The sequence below is a fragment of the Leifsonia sp. NPDC058230 genome (genome assembly GCF_042882245.1).
GTDB lineage: Bacteria > Actinomycetota > Actinomycetes > Actinomycetales > Microbacteriaceae > Leifsonia.
Genome location: NZ_JBHVWM010000001.1, coordinates 922,313 through 934,644, shown reverse-complemented (window position 1 = coordinate 934,644; position 12,332 = coordinate 922,313). Strand labels below are relative to the sequence as shown.

The window sequence follows — 12,332 nt, the reverse complement described above, 5'->3', positions numbered from 1 at the left end:
TCAGGCGTCTTCGCGGAGCGAGCGACCGGTCATGGTGAGGAAGACGTCGTCGAGGGTCGGCCGGCGCACCTCGATGGCGGCCAGTTCCACCCCCGCGGCGTCGAGCGAACGCAGCAGCGGTGGAAGCTCGGTGCCGGCGTTGGGCACGCGGACGCTGACGACGCGATCGCTCACGTCCGCATCCACGCCCGCCAGACGGCTGAGCTGTGCGGCGGCGACGCCGACCTGGGCCTCGTCGTGCAGGACGAGTTCGATGAGGTCGCCCGCGACCTGGCGCTTCAGGGCGTCCGGGGTGTCGGAGGCGACGATCGAACCGTGATCGATGACCAGGATGCGGTCGCAGAGCGCATCCGCTTCGTCCAGGTAGTGGGTGGTGAGGAACACGGTGCTGCCCCGTTTGGTGCGGAGGTCGGAGATGTGTGTCCACAGGTTGGCACGCGCCTGCGGGTCGAGCCCCGTGGTCGGCTCGTCGAGGAACACGAGCTTCGGGTCGTGCACGAGGCCCATGGCGATGTCGAGGCGGCGGCGCTGACCGCCGGACATCGTCTTGGGCTGCCGTGCCCACATCCCGTCGAGGTCGAGCTGCTCGAACAGCTCCTTTCCCCGGCGTGTGGCCTGAGCGGCGCTGATGCCGTAGAGCAGCCCGTGGTCGACGATCTCTTCGCCGGCCCGGGCCTCGGATGCGGTCGAGCCGCTCTGCGAGACGTAGCCGATGCTCTTGCGCACGTTGATCGGGTCTTTCGCGAGGTCGTAACCGGCGACCGTCGCGGTTCCCGTCGTGGGTTTGAGCAGGGTGGTCAGCATGCGCAGGGTCGTGGTCTTGCCTGCCCCGTTCGGGCCGAGGAAGCCGACGATCTCGCCCTCTTCGACGTCGATGTCGACGCCTGCGACCGCCTTGACGGCGACCTTCTCCCTGCCTCGCTTGGTGTCGAATGTTCGGGCGAGCCCTCTGGCGTGAATCACCGCGGATCCCTTCGGTTGGGTTGGATTCTGACTGTTGACGCGTGAACCACGGATCGAGATATAACGTGATCGACGGCACTCACGTTATATCGCGAAAGCGAACCCGCGCAAGCAAATAGTGGAACTTAGTCAAAATTGATTATTCAAGTTTGAATAGACGTTGTCAAAGGCGGTGCGGCGACGCCCTACCGGTGCGTTTCGGTGACTGTTTTGTGCAGCTGTTCGAGCTGTTCCCGGTAGCGGTCGCCCTCGTGGGCCATCTCCCACCCGGCATCGTCGGGTGGGGCGACCCAGCCTCCCGGCTCGCCGGAGAATTCGAGCCCTCCCCCGCGCACCGTGGCGAGGAGGTCGTCGATCCAAGACGCCTCGGCATCGAGGAGCCGCCCCTCCAGGCTCAGCGAGTACGAGACGTGCGGCGGCGCGTACTTCACCGCGAGGATGCGTTCGGCCTCCGCCTTCAGAGTGACGGCGTCGACCCGCACGGTGGCGAGCCGCTCCTCGAGCAACGCGACGAAGTCGTCGCGCTCGAGCAGGGGCGCGAAGCTGAGGGCGACGCGGAATCCGGTGGGGTCCATGGCCGCGACCGTGCGCATCCCCTCACGGATGAGGCGGTCGAGCTCCTCGATGCCCGCCTCGGTGATCGTGTAGACCGTGACCGTGCGGGCGCCGTCGGGGAGCACGTGCGCGTCGAGCATCCCCTGCTTCGTCAGGGTCGCCAGCATGGAGTAGATCGAACCCGGGTTGACCTTGGCCCAGTGCTCGACGTTCCAGGAAACGAGTTCGCGACGCAGCTGATACCCGTTGGCGGGCGAGAAGAGGCGGAGCACTCCCAGCACGAGCGTGCGTGTGGAGGTGGCGGCCATGTGGCCATTCTAGGGAGCTAGAGAACGACGCCCACGAGGATGGGCTCCGGCTGGAGCAGCACCCCGAACTCCGACTGCACGCGTGCTTGCACGTAGGAGGCGAGCTGCACGATCTCCGATGCGGTCGCGCCTCCGCGGTTGGTGAGGGCGAGGGTGTGTTTGCTCGAGATCGCGGCTCGCGATCCGGGCAGCGAGAACCCGCGGCGGATGCCCGACTGCTCGATCAGCCACGCGGCGCTGAGCTTGACGTCGTACGGCCCGCCGGCCAGCTTCGGGATGTCGAGGGGATGCACGCCGCCGGCGCCCAGCCCGAGCACCGTGTCGGGCTCGGCCGCGGTGACCGGCCAGCGCGGCGCGTTCGAGGGAAGGGAGCGCGCGAAGTTCTCGGACACGATCGGGTTGGTGAAGAAGGATCCGGCGCTGACGGTGTCCTGGTCGTGCGGGTCGAGCACCATGCCTTTCGAACTGCGGAGCGCGAGCACGGAGCGGCGCAGTTCGGCGACAGGCACCCGCGATCCGAGTGCGACGCCGAGCGAGTCCGCGAGCTGCCCGTAGGCGACGGGCGCGCTCAGCGGCGCCCCGATGCCGCCCGGTGCGTTGCCGTCTGCGAGCTCGAGATCGACGGAGAGCACGACTCCGCGCATCCCCCGCTTGAGCGCGGACGTGCGGTAACCCAGCCCGAGGTCGGCGCGGGTGAGCCGGCGGACGTCGTGGGTCGCTTCGTCGAGGAATTCGATCGCGAGCAGGCTCGACTCGAGTTCCTGCCCGTAGGCGCCGATGTTCTGCACGGGTGCGGCGCCGGTGGAGCCTGGGATGCCGGAGAGCGCCTCGATCCCCGACCAGCCGTTGCGGACCGCGTGGGCCACGAGCTCATCCCACGGCTCCCCCGCCTCCACGCGGAGTCGCACAGCGCCGGCCGGTGCGTCGAGGCGTTGGATGCCGCGCGTGACGATCCGGATGACCGTTCCCGCGAATCCGTCGTCGCTGGCGATCGTGTTGGAGCCGCCGCCGAGCAGCAGCCAGTCGCCGCCGTCGGACCAGACCTCGCGTGCGGTGGCGACGAGCTGGTCGCGGGTTGCGGGGGCGAGCATGCGCTCGGGGGCGCCGCCGACCTGCATGGTGGTCAGCGACGCGAGTGCCGGAGCCCGCTCCGCGCCCCGGGCAGCGGAGTGGTCGTCGGCGCTGTCGGTCATCGCGGAAGCGTGACGCGCACCTGCGCCTTGCCGAGCACGGTGTCGCCGTTGAACGTGACGGTGAGGTCGATGCGGGCGACGTGCGCTTCCGCATCCAGCTGCCCCACCTTGGCGGTGATCGAGACGGATGCGCCCTCCGCCGGGTCGACGACGACCGGCCGGGTGAACCGCACCTGGTAGTCGGTGACCGCGGACGGGTCGCCGGCCCAGTCGACGACGGGCTGGACGGCCAGTCCCATGGTGAGCATCCCGTGGGCGATCACGCCCGGGAGTCCGACGGACTTGGCGATGTCGTCGCGGTAGTGGATGGGGTTGAAGTCTCCGGATGCGCCCGCGTACCTCACGAGGGAGTCGCGGCTGATTGCGGTGACGCGTTCGGCGACGACATCGCCGACCGTGAGGCTGTCGAAGTCGGGCATCACTCGTCTCCTCGGACGACCAGGGTGGACGTGGCGGTGACGACGTGCCCGCCGTCGGCGCCGACGATGGTGGATTCGGCGGTCACCATCGAGTGCGCTCCGAGCGTCTTGACGCTGGTCACCGTGAGTGTCGCGGTGAGCTCGTCTCCGGCCACGATGGGGCGGGAGTAGGTGAAGCGCTGGTCGCCGTGGACGACGCGGCTGAAGTCGATCCCGGAGTCCTCTTCGGCCAAGAGCTGAGCGAGCGTGCGCTCTTGCACAACGATCGGGAAGGTGGGCGGCGCGACCAGGTCGGCGTGACCGGCGGCGCGTGCTGCCTCGACGTCGAAGCTGAGCGGGTTGGTGGCGTAGACGGCGGCCGCGAACTCGCGGATCTTCTCCCGTCCGACTAGGTAGGGGCTGACCGGCGCGAACGCCCGCCCCTGCAACTCTGGGTTCACTGGCACCCGACCATTCTACGGACGCGCCTGCGGCGGCCTGGAAACGGGAGAACCCCGGCGGCCTTTCGGCTGCCGGGGTTCTCGAGCTCGGTGCTAGCGCCTTACTGGCAGCTATCGCACTGCAGCAGGTCCATGGGGTCGACGGGAACCGAGTAGCCGCCAACGCTGTCACTGTTTTCGTAGTCCATGATGGCCTCCCCTTGAAGTCTTTTTGTCACCGCGTCTTGCGGTGTTCACCCACTATATAACCCGAATGACACTCTTGTCATTCCACTACATGTAGTGTTTCGGAACTTTTTTTGATCTTCTTCCAGAGTAGCCGGGACCACCGACATTGGAGCGTCTGCCGCGTGCACTCAACATCTCCGGGTTCTGTGAGTCGTGCCCGATTAACGGCGGATGCATCTGGGCAAGGCGGTTCACAGCGCCAACGTGCCGACCCCCAATCACGCGCAGGCGACAGAAGCGTGACCGACACCGCCGGTGCCTCCAAACTGCGCCATTAGGACAACGGGCTACCCGATAGGCGACTTCGTTCAAGCACACGAGGAATGGGCGCTGTGGCTGCCTAGCAGTCTTGCGCGAGCTTGGTTACATCTAATATGTTTGTAGATGTCTCGCGGCGGGGGTCCGCGATACAGAAGGGAAATCCAATTGAAAAAGTCGAAGTTCATCCTGGGTACGGCTACCGTGCTACTGATCAGCGCGGGGGTCATTGCGATTCCCTCGGCTGCGAACGCGGCTGAGCGGGCGACCGGCGCGATCAACTGCCAAGGGAACTCCTTCGCGATCAAGGAGATTCACACAGTGTCGAATTCCAAGGGGAACGTCACCCACCAGATCTATGGCTCGATCGGGCACAGCACCCCCTTTGATCACACCAATTCAGTGACGGCAGGCTATTCGGCCACGTATGCGTCGTGGAACACCCACCACGTGTGGGAGTTCAAAGCCAAGGGCGGAAAGGTGTTCGCGACTGGCGTCACATCCGCACGGGTGCAATGCGAGTAGCGATTCGTTCGCTTGCCAGGGGAGGCGGCGCCAGCGCGCTTGCGCTGGTCGCCGCCTCCCTTCTCGCCGGCTGCACGATTGGATCCGACATTCGGGCGAGCGCAAGCTCACTCAGCCCCTTGCGTAGTCAATATCCTGAGCCGGTCGACCTCGCCCGCGCCCGCGCAAAATGCTTGGAAGAGCAAGGCTGGGTCGTGAAAGTCGGCGGCGACGCGACGATCACCGCGCAGCTGAAACCAGGCACCGAAGTCGAGTACAGAAAGGACGACACAGAGTGTCTCAGGAAATTGGGTGTTGATCCCGACGCTCCGCCGACTGAAGCCCAATATAAGCAGGCATACAGCGACTCGAAGAGTGGGGCGGTTTGTCTTCGAGAGGGCGGCTGGCACATCAGCGAACCGCCAACATACCTAACCTTCAAGGACACGTACGACACTGATCCGTGGTACCCGTGGGCGCAGGTTCCGGAAATCGACTTTGAGGAAGCAGTAAAGAAGTGTCCGACTCCAGAACCGACATATTGAGGAGTAGCCGTTCAAGCACTAAACGGCTTTGGGTGATCATCGCGCTCCTGACTGCGATCAGTGTCGGATCCGTGACCTGGGCGAGCGCTATCGTGATATCAGCAACGTCTGCACTTCCATCACAAAAGCCCTTCGCTACGGTCACTGCGGCCAACGGCACGATTGAACTGACGCTGCCTTTGCGGGCCGAAGCGCGTTGGGAACGCATGCTTGTTGCCCGCAACATGATGCAAGGGACCGTAACGTCGCTCGACCTGGATTCAACGGCGCGGACGAGTACTGGCGACAAACTGTACTCAATCGACTTGAAGCCGGTCTTCGCAGCAGAAGGGACCGTGCCTACATTTCGTGCTTTGGAGGAGGGCGCCAGCGGGCCCGACGTCCGACAGCTTCAGGCAATGCTAAAAGTCAGGGGTTGGTTGCATTCGGCGATCGACGGTGCGTTCGGCGCGTCGACAACGGCGGCAGTTAAGCGATGGCAAGCCCACGAGGCAATGGAAGCGACAGGCGTTGTCGAGCCGGGTGTCGTGTTGTTCATCGCTGAGCTGCCCGCTCGCCTTGTCGTCGACTCGGAGACGCTTGCACCGGGTAAGTCAGTCGCAAGCGGAGAACCCGCGATCCTGAAGCTCAGTGAGCAGCCGGCTATCGATGCTCCGATTGCGAACGACGTTCTAAGCGAGATCGAGCAAGGCACAGCGGTACATCTGCTGGCAGGCGAGACCACGTGGACAGGACTAGTCAGAGCCATAGAGGCTCACGAGGACGGAACTACGGTTGCGACCCTTTCTGCACCAGATGGAAGCAGCTGCGGCGAGACATGCCCGTTCGCCCATACCGGGGAGGACAGATTGCAGCTCCGGGGTTTCGTCGTCCTAGTGCCACGCACATCGGGCGTAATCGTCCCTACTGCTGCCATTCGGACCGCCTCTGACAGCCAATTCGTGATTAACGCCACCGGCCGAAAGCACCAGGTCAAAGTCACCGCAACAGCGTTGGGCGAGTCCGTAGTCAAAGGTATCGACGCAGGTACACGAGTAAGGATCAGCCCATCAATGAGCGAGTGATCAGCGCGCACGGTGTCGGCCACTCGTATGACAGCGACGCGCAGGTCCTCGATGCGATTGACTTCACCGCGTCCGCAGGCGAAGTGATCGCCTTGACCGGCCCCTCTGGTCGCGGTAAGTCGACCCTGCTTTTCATTCTCGGGATGTTGCTCAGGCCGACGCGAGGTGAACTACGGGTTCTCGGGCAGGACGTCCAAGAAATTCCAGATCGGGCGCGCTCGCGAATGCGCTCGACGATGTTCGGCTATCTCTTCCAAGACGCCGCACTCGATGCGACTCGATCGGTCATCGACAATGTCACGGAGCCCGGCCTCTATGCAAACGGGCTCGGGCGCAGTGCTTTGCGACCTACGGCCGAAGCGCTGCTAAAGGAGTTTGATGTTTCAACGCGGTCGCGCGCGCGTCCCGGCCGGTTGTCGGGAGGTCAAGCGCAAAGAATCGCTCTCTGTAGGGCGCTAGTGCTCGACCCCAAGATTGTGATCGCAGACGAGCCGACGGGCAATCTGGACCAGGAGACGTCGAACCTGGTCATCAATGGACTGAGAAGCCGCGCCAGAGCGGGGAGCACAGTGATCATCGCGACTCATGATGAGCGAATAGTCTCCGCGTCCGATCGGGAAGTGCGACTGTGAACCACTTGAGGTCATTCGCTTTCGAAATCGTCGTCGGGCTCCGCGCACGATGGATACTGTCGACAATCGTGGCGTTGACCGCCGGCGCCGCAATTGCGATGAGCTTGATTTCAGCCGGCCGCAGCGCCTCGCTGGCCGAAGACGTTCGGGCCCGAATCGAGTCCGCCGAGGCACGCACCATCGTCGTTCAAGCATCACCTGCCGACCGCCTGACCGCCAAAACGATGAGGCCGATCGAACGAGTTGATGGATTGGAAAGCGCCGTGGCATTCGGCCAGTCGACCGACGTGTCGAATGAAGCCCTCTCTGGAGGCGCCGCCGTTCCTGCCCGTCGAGTGTGGACCTCGGATTGGGCTGCCCTCGGAGTACCAGCACCCACATCCGAGAGTACGAGCACAGCCTGGGCCGACAGCTCATCGGTGTTAAGACTCGGCATCGCCGCATTCCCCGCCGCGGTTCGCTCGCCTAGTGGATCGAGTATCGCCATCGCAGGCCCAACCCAGGTATCTCTGTCGCTGACCGAATACGCCAACGGCGTCCTCATCCCAACGAACCGGTCGCGCGACTCCGAGCCTGTAACTGCGATCGTCATCGTCGCAAAAAGCGCGGATGACGTACAGTCCCTTCTGCGAATAGTTCGCACGACACTTCACAACACCAGCTCGTCGACGATCAAGATCAGAACAAGCTCGGCTCTCGTCGAAGTGTCAGGCGTTGTCCGATCCGTATTGGACTCATATGGCCGCAACACACTCGTAGGTTCATTCATTGGCGCCGCTGCGCTGGTCGCAACCCTTCAAATTGGCGTAGTGCTCGCTCAACGACGCGATTTCGGAAGACGGCGGGCAATCGGCGCCACACGGTTCATGATCGCCGGACTCGTCATTGGACATACAGTGACGAGCACAGGGATAGGCATCCTGTTCGGTTTCCTCGGCTCATGGATCTATCTCACGGCTACCAGTGCTGCGGCTCCCCCACCTGACCTCTGCGTAGCGTTCGCCGTCCTACTGCTGGCGGCGACGGGATTCCTCGCTGTGATCCCCGCTTCCCTTGCAGCGCGCCTCAACCCGGCGACCGAAATGCGAGTCCCTTGACACCCCCGGACTACTCTCACCAATTCTGAGCCAGCGAATACCAACAGCAAAGGCGCACGATCAGTCAGAGTGGATCCCCACGGACATCGGAGCCCTACGGCACCCGCGGCGATTCGTCGCTGGGCCGTCGGCGGAAGAATCCGTACCATTGCGCGGCGCCGAGGTCGCGGGCCAGGGCGGCATCCTCATCCGCGTCGCGGCGGATGACATGGGTCGCGATGACGTACTCGCCTCCGCTGATGAGGATGTCCGCCGCGGCCTCGGCGTCGAAGGTGTCGTCCGTGAGGCCGCGCTCCTGCTCCGTCCTGAGGATGTCGGCGACCCACGCGATGTACCGGTTCTGAGCGGTGACCCACTGCTCCCCGACCCGATCGTCGAACTGGATCGCATGGTTCACCGCCGCGAGCAGCGCAGCGTGCTCCCGGTACCGTCCGATGATCCGTTCCAGAGCGGTGACATAGGAGGCGAGATCGTCGAGGGAACGATCCTCTTGCGGGGCGACGCGCACCTCGAACAGCTGATCTTTGAGCCAGTGTGTCGCCAAGGCCAGCAGCTCGCCCTTGTCTGCGAAGTAGAGATAGAAGGTGGACCTGGAGATGCCCGCGCGCGTCGCGATCGCATCGACGGGGACCTCCGCCAGCGGTGTCCCGTCCCCGAGCACGTCCTCGAGAGCGGCGATGGCCCGCGATTCCACTTCTGCTCGCCGAACCGGAGAAGAGGACGCACGTTTCACCGGCTTCGACACGACTCCCCCTCTCGATCCGCCCGAGACTTCGGCTGCCAGCCTATCGGACACTGTGTCCGAATTTGGGAGTATTCTTGTTTCGGACACAGTGTCCGAAAGAGCGAGGTGTGGAATGGGCCGGTACGCGGTCTTCGGTGCAACGGGCGGCACTGGCCGAGATGTCGTCGCTGTTCTTCTGGCCGGCGGAGACCAGGTGGTCGCCATCGGCAGGAGCACCAAGCGGCTGCAGGCTCTGGCCAAGCGGAGCGTGGAAACGGTCGCCCTCGATCTCACCCGTGCCACGGTTGAAGAACTGACCACGATTCTGACGGGATGCGACGGAGTCGTCTTCCTGGCGGGCAGCACCGACCCAGGGAAGGTGATGGCCGTCGATCGTGACGGCTCCTTCCGCGCCATCGCGGCTGCTCAGCTCGCGGGTGCCGAACGGTTCGTGCAGATCTCGTCGATCGGCGCCGGCGATCGGATTCCCGCTGAAATCGACACTCCGATGTTCGCCCCGTTCTACGAGGCAAAGCGAGCGGCCGACGAGCGCCTGCGCGCATCCGGTCTGAAGTGGACCATCATCGAGCCCGGCTATCTCGTCGATCGGCCGCCCACTGCGTGCATCGAGCTTGGCGAGCGCGGGATCCCGCTGGGCGAGATCCCCCGGGCAGACGTGGCCGCCACCCTCGTGGCCGTGCTCCACGACAACCGGACCATCGGCCGTCAGTGGCAGCTCGTCGGGGGCGATACGCCCATCCGTGCGGCGATCGACGCTCTCGTCTAGTCCAGCTATCCAGAACAGAAAGAAGAAGGTATGAACCCGACCGCCCCCGAAATCCAGCAGCTGACCGACCAGGAGCAGATCCGCCACCTGATCGACGCGTATGCCCACAACGCCGATCGCAGAAACCCCGCAGCTCAAGCAGCCCTCTTCACCGAGGATGGGCGGGTCACCGTCTACGGTGGCGACCCGGCGGTCAATGAACCCGCCCAGATCGTCACCGGCCGCGCCGAGCTCGAGGCCGCGTTCTCCGGGCTGAACGCCTACGCAGCGACGACGCACTTCAACGGGCAGAGCACCATCACCGTCAGCGGTGACACCGCGACCGGAGAGACCTACTGTCTCGCGCATCACCTGCACGACGTCGACGGTGTTCGAACCCTGATGGTCATGTCGATCCGCTACGACGAGAGCATCGTGCGCGTCGAGGGACAGTGGCTGTTCGCCGAGCGCAAGCTGATCATCGACTGGACCGACAGCCGGCCCTCCGCCGGCTGAGCCAGGTGCTCAGCTGACCCAGCTTTTCAGTCGATCCAGAGCACAATGCCGGTGAAGTCGTGCAGTACCGCCGCGACCCCGGCTCGCACGGCCGCGCCGCAGCGCTCGGCCGTGAACGACTCCGGATCGTAGGTCGACGATGTGCCGAGCCCCTCGCCTCGGAACGACGCCCCGGTCCAGTCGACCGCCGTCACGTTCTCGGTCGGTTCGGCGACCTCGGCTCCGACGACGAGGAACTGCTGGTCGAGGTGATTCGCGGTCACGGTCGCGAGCGGGTCGATCAGGTCGTTGCCCGCACTCACGATGAGGTCAGGCTTCAGTTTCATGGCCTGGACGATCGCATCCAGGGGGTTCGCCTCGACCGTCACGGTGCGCAGGTCGACGTCTTCGTCGGCCGCCCAGCGCTCGACTGCCCCGACCACGGTACGCGTCGGCTTGTCGTCGCCCGCGGTGATCAGGACGACCCGGTAGCCGGCTGACGGGCGCACGTCGTTCCACGACCCGGGTCTCGGAACGACCGTCGCCTCGGGGCTGGGCGAGGCCGAGGGTTCGAAGCCCGCACCGAGGGCGCCCACCGGGGTGGGCGCGGCGTGCGGTTCGGACCAGCTGTCGGCGGCGCATCCTGTGAACAGAAGGGCGGTGACGACCGCTGTCGCGAGAAGGGTGGCGGTCCGCGTTGGGGGGCGCAAGGGGATCGTCCTCCGGGGGTGCGATATCTGCAGAAACGTGCTTTGCGAGTCTGCGTCACATCCCGCCCGGAACACCAGCCGCCCCGGTGACTGTTCCTCAGTTGTTTATCGACGATCTTCCTTTCGTTCACGGATGCTCGACAGCCTTCTCCCAAACCGGTTCACTGAAGGAGATCCATGTCGCACGGCATCCGCCGCACCGTTCTGGCCGTATTCGGGGGCGTGCTGGCTGTCGTGGTCGCTGTGCTCGTCGCGGAGCCCGCCTCAGCTCACGGATTCTCCTCGGTCGTGTACGTCGACGTCAGCTCCGACAAGACGGGGCACGTCCGCACGGAGCTGCAGCTGGAATACGACCTCCTGGTGGTCTCGGCGGCGGACGCCGGGCACGACGATCCGTTGTTCCGCGACGGCACCGCCGCCTTCGACGACGGGGACGCCACTGCCCAGGCGGCCGCACTCGAACAGCACGCCGACACGGTGTCCCGCTACATCGGCGACCGCTTCACCATCACCTCGGACGACGTGCCCTGCACGCCGAAACGTGTCGGCGACATCACCATGACGGAGCAGCAGGGTGTGCCGTACGCCGTGCTCGTCTTCGACAGCACCTGTTCCCGGCTGAACGACGCGCACGTGGTGACGAGCAAGCTGTTCGCCGATTCAGAGGGGTACGTGACCGGGACGAAGACGATCCTCACCTATGAGATCGACAGCCGGTCGGGAAGCGCCGCGCTCGATTCGGAGCAGCCTTCGTTCTCGACGGAGCAGAGCACCGCCGAACGCTTCTGGGAGTTCTTCCGCCTCGGTGCCGAGCATCTGCTGACGGGGATCGACCACATCCTGTTCCTGCTCGCGCTCATCGCGGGATCGAGGCGGCTTCGCGAAGTCGTGCTCGCGGCGACCGCGTTCACCATTGCGCATTCGGTGACGTTCATCCTCGCCGCGACCGGCCTGATCTCCGCGTCGGCCCGGATCGTCGAGCCGACCATCGCGCTGTCGATCGCCATCGTGGCCGCCTGGCACCTGTGGAGGCTCTGGCGTCGCGGCGGCGCGGCCAACGAGCTCGACGCATCCAGTGGTCCGCTCGGCCTCGACCGTGCCGGGTGGCTGCGGCTCGCCGTGGTGTTCCTGTTCGGCCTCGTCCACGGTCTCGGGTTCGCGAGCGCGCTGGGCATCGACGAGCCCTGGTCGTGGACACTGCTCTGGTCGTTGCTGGTCTTCAATCTGGGGATCGAGGTCGTGCAGCTCACGATCATCGCCCTGGTCTTCCCGCTGCTGATCCTGTTGCGCCGGCGTGCGCCGCGGCTCGGCCTGTGGGCGACGGGGGCGCTTGCCGTGTCCGTCTCCGCGGCCGGTCTGATCTGGTTCGTGCAGCGCGTGTTCAGCCTGTGAGACCTCTCAAGTTGAGTGTTCCCCATGATGCAACTGTGA

The 12,332-nt window shown here is 64.9% G+C and carries 15 protein-coding genes; 8 read left to right on the top strand and 7 right to left on the bottom strand.

All coding sequences use genetic code 11. The features are described 5' to 3' along the window. The 5 genes from ACFVV0_RS04730 to ACFVV0_RS04710 form a co-directional block, all read right to left on the bottom strand. Positions 1 to 963, bottom strand: a complete 963-nt coding sequence (locus ACFVV0_RS04730) for an ATP-binding cassette domain-containing protein (protein ID WP_387058919.1) — start codon at positions 961 to 963, stop codon at positions 1 to 3. Between the two features lie 185 nt (positions 964 to 1,148). After that, the gene (locus ACFVV0_RS04725) at positions 1,149 to 1,826 is read right to left on the bottom strand and encodes a PadR family transcriptional regulator (RefSeq protein ID WP_387058916.1); all 678 of its coding nucleotides are present in this window, start codon (positions 1,824 to 1,826) and stop codon (positions 1,149 to 1,151) included. A gap of 17 nt (positions 1,827 to 1,843) precedes the next feature. After that, the gene (locus ACFVV0_RS04720) at positions 1,844 to 3,019 is read right to left on the bottom strand and encodes a UDP-N-acetylmuramate dehydrogenase (protein WP_387058913.1); all 1,176 of its coding nucleotides are present in this window, start codon (positions 3,017 to 3,019) and stop codon (positions 1,844 to 1,846) included. After that, a complete protein-coding gene (locus ACFVV0_RS04715) occupies positions 3,016 to 3,438 on the bottom strand; it encodes a MaoC family dehydratase (protein ID WP_387058910.1) in 423 nt (140 codons plus the stop codon). Before ACFVV0_RS04715 ends, ACFVV0_RS04720 begins: the two co-directional genes overlap by 4 nt. Further along, entirely contained in the window at positions 3,438 to 3,884 is a 447-nt protein-coding gene (locus tag ACFVV0_RS04710; protein WP_387058907.1) for a MaoC family dehydratase N-terminal domain-containing protein, read from the bottom strand. Before ACFVV0_RS04710 ends, ACFVV0_RS04715 begins: the two co-directional genes overlap by 1 nt. Positions 3,885 to 4,532: 648 nt before the next feature. Here ACFVV0_RS04710 and ACFVV0_RS04705 point away from each other — a divergent pair. The 5 genes from ACFVV0_RS04705 (at position 4,533) to ACFVV0_RS04685 (ending at position 8,206) form a co-directional block, all read left to right on the top strand. Further along, entirely contained in the window at positions 4,533 to 4,889 is a 357-nt protein-coding gene (locus tag ACFVV0_RS04705; RefSeq protein ID WP_387058904.1) for a hypothetical protein, read from the top strand. Positions 4,890 to 5,083: 194 nt separating this feature from the next. Beyond that, the gene (locus tag ACFVV0_RS04700) at positions 5,084 to 5,413 is read left to right on the top strand and encodes a hypothetical protein (RefSeq protein ID WP_387058902.1); all 330 of its coding nucleotides are present in this window, start codon (positions 5,084 to 5,086) and stop codon (positions 5,411 to 5,413) included. A gap of 32 nt (positions 5,414 to 5,445) precedes the next feature. Continuing rightward, a complete protein-coding gene (locus tag ACFVV0_RS04695; protein WP_387058899.1) occupies positions 5,446 to 6,477 on the top strand; it encodes a peptidoglycan-binding protein in 1,032 nt (343 codons plus the stop codon). Beyond that, positions 6,474 to 7,109 (top strand): ABC transporter ATP-binding protein, encoded by a 636-nt coding sequence (locus ACFVV0_RS04690; protein ID WP_387058896.1) that lies wholly within the window; start codon positions 6,474 to 6,476, stop codon positions 7,107 to 7,109. The genes ACFVV0_RS04695 and ACFVV0_RS04690 overlap by 4 nt, the downstream gene beginning before the upstream one ends. A 68-nt stretch (positions 7,110 to 7,177) precedes the next feature. Continuing rightward, on the top strand, positions 7,178 to 8,206 hold the full coding sequence (locus ACFVV0_RS04685; protein WP_387058893.1) for an FtsX-like permease family protein: 1,029 nt from the start codon (positions 7,178 to 7,180) through the stop codon (positions 8,204 to 8,206). Positions 8,207 to 8,300: 94 nt separating this feature from the next. Here the strand turns inward: ACFVV0_RS04685 and ACFVV0_RS04680 are convergent, their stop codons facing one another. After that, positions 8,301 to 8,900: a TetR/AcrR family transcriptional regulator gene (locus tag ACFVV0_RS04680; protein WP_387058890.1), complete on the bottom strand. Its 600-nt coding sequence runs from the start codon at positions 8,898 to 8,900 to the stop codon at positions 8,301 to 8,303. A gap of 163 nt (positions 8,901 to 9,063) precedes the next feature. On the opposite strand from ACFVV0_RS04680, the gene ACFVV0_RS04675 reads away from it, so the two are divergent. Together ACFVV0_RS04675 and ACFVV0_RS04670 are read left to right on the top strand one after the other, a co-directional pair. Next, complete coding sequence (locus ACFVV0_RS04675) at positions 9,064 to 9,717, top strand: NAD(P)H-binding protein (protein ID WP_387058887.1); 654 nt, start codon at positions 9,064 to 9,066, stop codon at positions 9,715 to 9,717. A 30-nt stretch (positions 9,718 to 9,747) separates the two neighbouring features. After that, positions 9,748 to 10,212 carry a nuclear transport factor 2 family protein gene (locus ACFVV0_RS04670; protein WP_387058884.1) on the top strand — a complete coding sequence of 155 codons (465 nt, stop codon included), beginning with the start codon at positions 9,748 to 9,750 and terminating at the stop codon, positions 10,210 to 10,212. A gap of 26 nt (positions 10,213 to 10,238) precedes the next feature. Here the strand turns inward: ACFVV0_RS04670 and ACFVV0_RS04665 are convergent, their stop codons facing one another. After that, the gene (locus ACFVV0_RS04665) at positions 10,239 to 10,901 is read right to left on the bottom strand and encodes a hypothetical protein (protein WP_387058881.1); all 663 of its coding nucleotides are present in this window, start codon (positions 10,899 to 10,901) and stop codon (positions 10,239 to 10,241) included. 177 nt (positions 10,902 to 11,078) lie between these two features. On the opposite strand from ACFVV0_RS04665, the gene ACFVV0_RS04660 reads away from it, so the two are divergent. Next, positions 11,079 to 12,293 (top strand): HupE/UreJ family protein, encoded by a 1,215-nt coding sequence (locus ACFVV0_RS04660; RefSeq protein WP_387058879.1) that lies wholly within the window; start codon positions 11,079 to 11,081, stop codon positions 12,291 to 12,293. Positions 12,294 to 12,332: the final 39 nt, after the last annotated feature.

Excerpts from the sequence above, each read along its gene's own strand:
- ACFVV0_RS04725 (WP_387058916.1), bottom strand. The coding sequence starts at position 1,826 with ATGGCCGCCACCTCCACACGCACGCTCGTGCTGGGAGTGCTCCGCCTC.
- ACFVV0_RS04720 (WP_387058913.1), bottom strand. The coding sequence starts at position 3,019 with ATGACCGACAGCGCCGACGACCACTCCGCTGCCCGGGGCGCGGAGCGG.
- ACFVV0_RS04715 (WP_387058910.1), bottom strand. The coding sequence starts at position 3,438 with ATGCCCGACTTCGACAGCCTCACGGTCGGCGATGTCGTCGCCGAACGC.
- ACFVV0_RS04675 (WP_387058887.1), top strand. The coding sequence starts at position 9,064 with ATGGGCCGGTACGCGGTCTTCGGTGCAACGGGCGGCACTGGCCGAGAT.
- ACFVV0_RS04670 (WP_387058884.1), top strand. The coding sequence starts at position 9,748 with ATGAACCCGACCGCCCCCGAAATCCAGCAGCTGACCGACCAGGAGCAG.
- ACFVV0_RS04660 (WP_387058879.1), top strand. The coding sequence starts at position 11,079 with ATGTCGCACGGCATCCGCCGCACCGTTCTGGCCGTATTCGGGGGCGTG.